General features: G+C 41.1%; 4 protein-coding genes and 1 pseudogene. 2 read left to right on the forward strand and 3 right to left on the reverse strand.

The annotated features are described in order from the left end of the window. Nucleotides 1-140 precede the first annotated feature (140 nt). Nucleotides 141-287 (reverse strand): annotated as a pseudogene (locus PX482_RS25650) (Uma2 family endonuclease); the annotation flags it as partial. Between the two features lie 481 nt (nt 288-768). Continuing rightward, nucleotides 769-1,263 carry a hypothetical protein gene (locus PX482_RS25655; RefSeq protein ID WP_002738874.1) on the reverse strand — a complete coding sequence of 165 codons (495 nt, stop codon included), beginning with the start codon at nt 1,261-1,263 and terminating at the stop codon, nt 769-771. Between the two features lie 613 nt (nt 1,264-1,876). Here PX482_RS25655 and PX482_RS25660 point away from each other — a divergent pair. After that, nucleotides 1,877-2,707 carry a hypothetical protein gene (locus PX482_RS25660; protein ID WP_002756806.1) on the forward strand — a complete coding sequence of 277 codons (831 nt, stop codon included), beginning with the start codon at nt 1,877-1,879 and terminating at the stop codon, nt 2,705-2,707. Nucleotides 2,708-3,034: 327 nt separating this feature from the next. Here PX482_RS25660 and PX482_RS25665 read toward each other — a convergent pair whose 3' ends face one another. Then, nucleotides 3,035-3,718, reverse strand: coding sequence for a DALR anticodon-binding domain-containing protein (locus PX482_RS25665; protein WP_002756804.1), 684 nt, complete (start codon nt 3,716-3,718; stop codon nt 3,035-3,037). 603 nt (nt 3,719-4,321) lie between these two features. Here PX482_RS25665 and PX482_RS25670 point away from each other — a divergent pair. Next, a partial coding sequence (locus PX482_RS25670) for a DUF4277 domain-containing protein (RefSeq protein WP_288123202.1) occupies nt 4,322-4,452 on the forward strand: 131 nt, incomplete at its 3' end.

Here is a 4,452-nt window from a genome sequence, read left to right on the forward strand (position 1 = left end):
GCTCTCGATGGGAAGAAGCATATCCTTAGTTAAAGCAGATTTTCTTCCTCAGTGCAACCTAAGTCGATGCTTTCTCACGAGTGCGGGTTCATTTTCTAGGTTGACTTCGGCTTCCTTACCAGCATTTATTGAGATGTTGCCATTTTTCTAATCTCCAAAACTCCATCTAAAAAAGATAACCTTAACCCTGGGCGATCGATTAGCTGTTCAACAGCTTTAAATTCTCTCCAGGTTAAGTCACTAATTAAAATTGGTTCTGCTTCTCGTTCGATTAGTGTAGTTATCATGATTTAAACCCAAATTTAGAGCGTGAATTTTACTCAACATGATATCAGATCAAAACAGATTATCATGAAAAATATCATAGTCTAACAAACTGCCCTTAATCATACCATAGCTAGTAAACCTTTTGAGAATACCAAATCATTGGACTTCTTGTAAAAATCAAAAAGTTGTTAGTATTAGAAGTCAGTAGTCAGGAGAATTAAGAATGAATAATAATCAATTAAATAGTCTATTTACGGATTTTATGCCATTTAATCCTTATTTTTGACGTTTTTGAACCCTCAAAAATTAATCATGCAAGAGACATTATCTATTGCGGTTCTCACACCTGTGTGGCACACTTAAACCTTTGCTAATTAAGCTTTTCAACATCGGTAGTGTACCTCTTGCGAACAGGAAACGCTATAAATTACTTGTTAATACTGCACACTTAAAACTCAAATCTGATAACTGATAACTGATAACTGATAACTGATAACTGTTTTACTCGGCTTTTACCAAACCCTGAGAGCGAATGCAGGCCTGTTCCCAGCGACAATCGGGATTAACTTCCACTGGTTTGAGTCGCGCCCAGATTTCGCCTTGATCATCGGCATAAAAACTATCGATAATAGCAGGAATACGAGTACCAAAAGGTTCGGTAATCAGGACAGAATCGGTCAGATTAAATACTTCGCCATTAGCTCCCGTCGCTTTTTCGATGACGGGAATTTCTGCTTTGGGAATCGGTTTTCGGAATGGAGGAGCCGAATCGAAACGGGGACGGAGAGGAGATTTTATCTCACTACTGACTGATTTTACCGTTTCCTCGGCTGGTTTTTCCTCAATTATTTCTGGAGGGGTTTCCGGGGGTTTGGGGGGTACTGCAGCCCTAGAACCCTTTTTAATAATTTGTAGAGGTTGTAGAGGAGGAGTGGTTTTAATTGGCTCTTCGGGGGGTTCAGGGGTGCTAGGGGTTTTCTTCGGGGGACGTGGCATGATACGACAAGGAAAATAAAAACTATAGGATTATTGAAGCACATCGAGCCGCTAACCTGCTCGACCGGCGCTTGTGTCAATAGATATCTAGGGTTTGCGGCAAAAAGTTTTTCGTAGGGTGTAGGGTGTGGGGTGTGGGGAGCGGGTTTTTAAAGTTGGATTGGGAGTTAATCATACTGTTAAAAACGGATTTGGTATGGCTCTTCGGTTGGTGTTATGCAATAGACGGGGGTTATAAGGGATGTAACCCTTATATAGAAAGGCATTTAGCGATTTTTGTCAATTGTTTTTGATCTAGAGCGAACTAATCAATTAAGTCTCTTACCAGATAAGGATTTAGTCGATTTATGCCCCCCTATCGAACCATACCAAGTAACGAAGAACCTTTGGTATTAGTCGATTCCCCTCTCTCCCCAACTTAATGAAAAATTTTCTCATTAAGTATTGACAAAAATTCCTAATAAGCTTATAGTTATTTGTAGTGTTCTCCTCTCAAGGATCGGCAGTGGAACCGCGCGGCAGTCTCTAACAATGCGGTTCCCATTTTTTTTTTGGAACGATAGAAGGCTTTTAACGTCTCTAAACTTCTAGGTTTCCTCATCCTTTGGCTTTTATGAACGATAATTCCGACCTGTACCTCGATCATCTCACCCATGCGGATACTGTCATTACTGCTGAAATTGTCGAGCATGAGAGTCAATCAACAGATGAGACAGATTGGCCGGCTCTATCCTCTCATTTACGTCAACAAAATCAAGAATTACAAGCGGAGATCTGGCGACGGGAGCAAGCTCTCGCAGAACTGCGATCGCGGTTAGCCGAGCAACATCGTCGCTTGCAAAGTTGCGATACCCTAATCCAGCAGCAAAACGAGGAACTGCAATACGAAAAGCAACAATTACAGCGAGCTTTAGGAGAAATCGAACAGTATCGTCAAGCAGAACAACGGCAACCGATGATTATTGCCAATTTGACCGCAGAATTGACCCGCACGCGTCAACAATTAGCCCGTTTAGAGCGAGAATGTGCCTTAATTCAGGAAAGTTATCAGGAAAAAAGCCAAAAACTGTGCAACTATGACCAGCAATTACAGGAATTACGCACCCGTCTTCAACGTCAGCAACGCTACACCCTCCAGTATAAAGCGGCCTTGGCCCAGTATTTCCAGCGCGGTAGCGATCGCAATTCTCCCCCGGATTTAGCCATTGTCGCCAAGGCAGCCGCGATCGAGCCTTGGTCTCAGACAGAGAATCAAGAAAGGGATGAAGTGGCTCCCATGGATGAGTTTTTAGCGGAATTAGAGACAATTGAGCCAGTAGAATCCTTAAATAAGAAAGATAGGGATTGGCCGGCACCTATCATCTCTCCTTCCCCGAAATATTCCTCTTTTCGAGTTGATTTGCCCACTTTTATTAAATATCGCCAAGAAAAAGATAATTCCTGAACAACAGAAAGAGAGCCGGCGACTGTCCATGTTTCGTCTCGGCTCTCTATTCTGGTTCGCTCCTCACACTAATTAAAATCTATCATAAGCTGATGGTTTTGTCCACTAAATTCGTAAAAGTTAATATTTTTATAAGTACCTAAGCAAAATTAATTACACATCCAAGCCGTCAGCAGTTACTCCGTCAGATTCGGCGTGAGCTTTTGTCAAACGCTTTTTGCTGTGATCAGTAAACAGTGAACTAAAAACTCAAATCTGATCCCTGATAGCTGTCTCCCGTCTCCCGTCTCCTGTCTCCTGTCTCCTGTCTCCTGTCTCCTGTCTTCGTTAAAGTTCCGTCATCGGCAGCAGTTGCCATTTTTGACGGAGAAGACGGTTAAGTAGTTTTTGACTGACGCTAATCAGGATTAATCTCGATCGCTGAATTGGGGCCGATTCTCCGATAATGCGACATTTACGCTCAAAATTGAGCATCGCTTCGCACAAATTCGCAGTTAAGGGATAGAGTTTCTGGCTTTCCCAACAATCACAAACGGTTAAAATTTGCAGGATTAAGGCTATTTCGGCGGGATGATGCCATGATAATAGTTCTGGCTCGATTAATCTAACTTTTTCCCGATTGAGCAGTTGTAACAAACTAGAATAGCGAGCGTGGGTGTATTGAAATAAAAAGAAAAATTCTCCTCTGGGATGGAAAGGAAGCTGATCGGAGAAAAATTTATCAATTAAATCATTTAGTTTTAGTAACCAAAAGGACAAAAATTGCTGATCTAATAATAATTCTAGCCATCCTTCCTTAAGCTGAATTTGCGGAAAAAGGGCGATTAAATGGTTAAATATGGTTTGACATTGAACGGGCGTAAAATGATAAAACAGAGGTGAACGATAGAGAATACTATCAGTCTTTGGGCAACGATAAAAAGTTAATTTATGCTTTTTTTCTGGAAAAATATGAATTAATTGTTGTTTGAAGCAATGCTCGATCGAGGGGTGATTGTAGATAAAATTCATGCTCAGAAGGGTAAACGTAGTCTTATCAAATGGCTCTTTTGAACATTGGGTGAAAAATATTCATCATGTTACATTATGGACGCAAACAGTTTGATAAACTCACTGACCAGGTTGCGTCCCCACCTGCGCGTAGTGTAATTGGTAGGGGCATACAGCCTACTACCTTTCTTTGAGAAGATTTGCTGATCACCATAACTCCAAGAGAGCCTACCAAATTAATACTAAATCCGTTGAGTGTAGGCTACTTATAGAGGAGAGGCACTCATGCAACAGGCAAGAGGCTTACCCTTAAACTACGAACAGCTTATCGAATAAGACTTGCCATCATAGCCTAAAAAAGGGGAAAAAAGGGGGACTAAATTTTAACCAATATCAAACTTTTTCTTAAACTTTAGACAAAGTTTATGTGTAAAGGTACAGACAGTTGATATTTACCCCACATTCCGCACCCTCAACTGTCACATAAGCTGTCCCCCTCCAGAGACTTGAGTAAAAATACTTATCTGGTGAAGGTTTTCTCGGTGGCCGTTAGGGGGATATTGAGACCCCTAATTATGAAAAAATAGGAATTGTTGGAAAACTTAGGCAGTGGGCTGTTCGACCATGAATCAATCAACAGAAATTGAAGTCAAAAATCTAGACCATCTGGGATTAGTAGCCGGAATTATCGATGAAATAGGAATCGTTGAAATTATCAACGAACAAGTCTCAATTGAGCGAGGAGAAATTGTCAC

Origin of the sequence: Microcystis sp. M53602_WE12, from assembly GCF_030065455.1 — a bacterium.
Classification (GTDB): domain Bacteria; phylum Cyanobacteriota; class Cyanobacteriia; order Cyanobacteriales; family Microcystaceae; genus Microcystis; species Microcystis aeruginosa.

Bases quoted from the DNA above. Each gene is read 5' to 3' on its own strand.
- PX482_RS25655 (WP_002738874.1), bottom strand. From the start codon at position 1,263: ATGCCACGTCCCCCGAAGAAAACCCCTAGCACCCCTGAACCCCCCGAA.
- PX482_RS25665 (WP_002756804.1), bottom strand. From the start codon at position 3,718: ATGAATTTTATCTACAATCACCCCTCGATCGAGCATTGCTTCAAACAA.
- PX482_RS25660 (WP_002756806.1), top strand. From the start codon at position 1,877: ATGAACGATAATTCCGACCTGTACCTCGATCATCTCACCCATGCGGAT.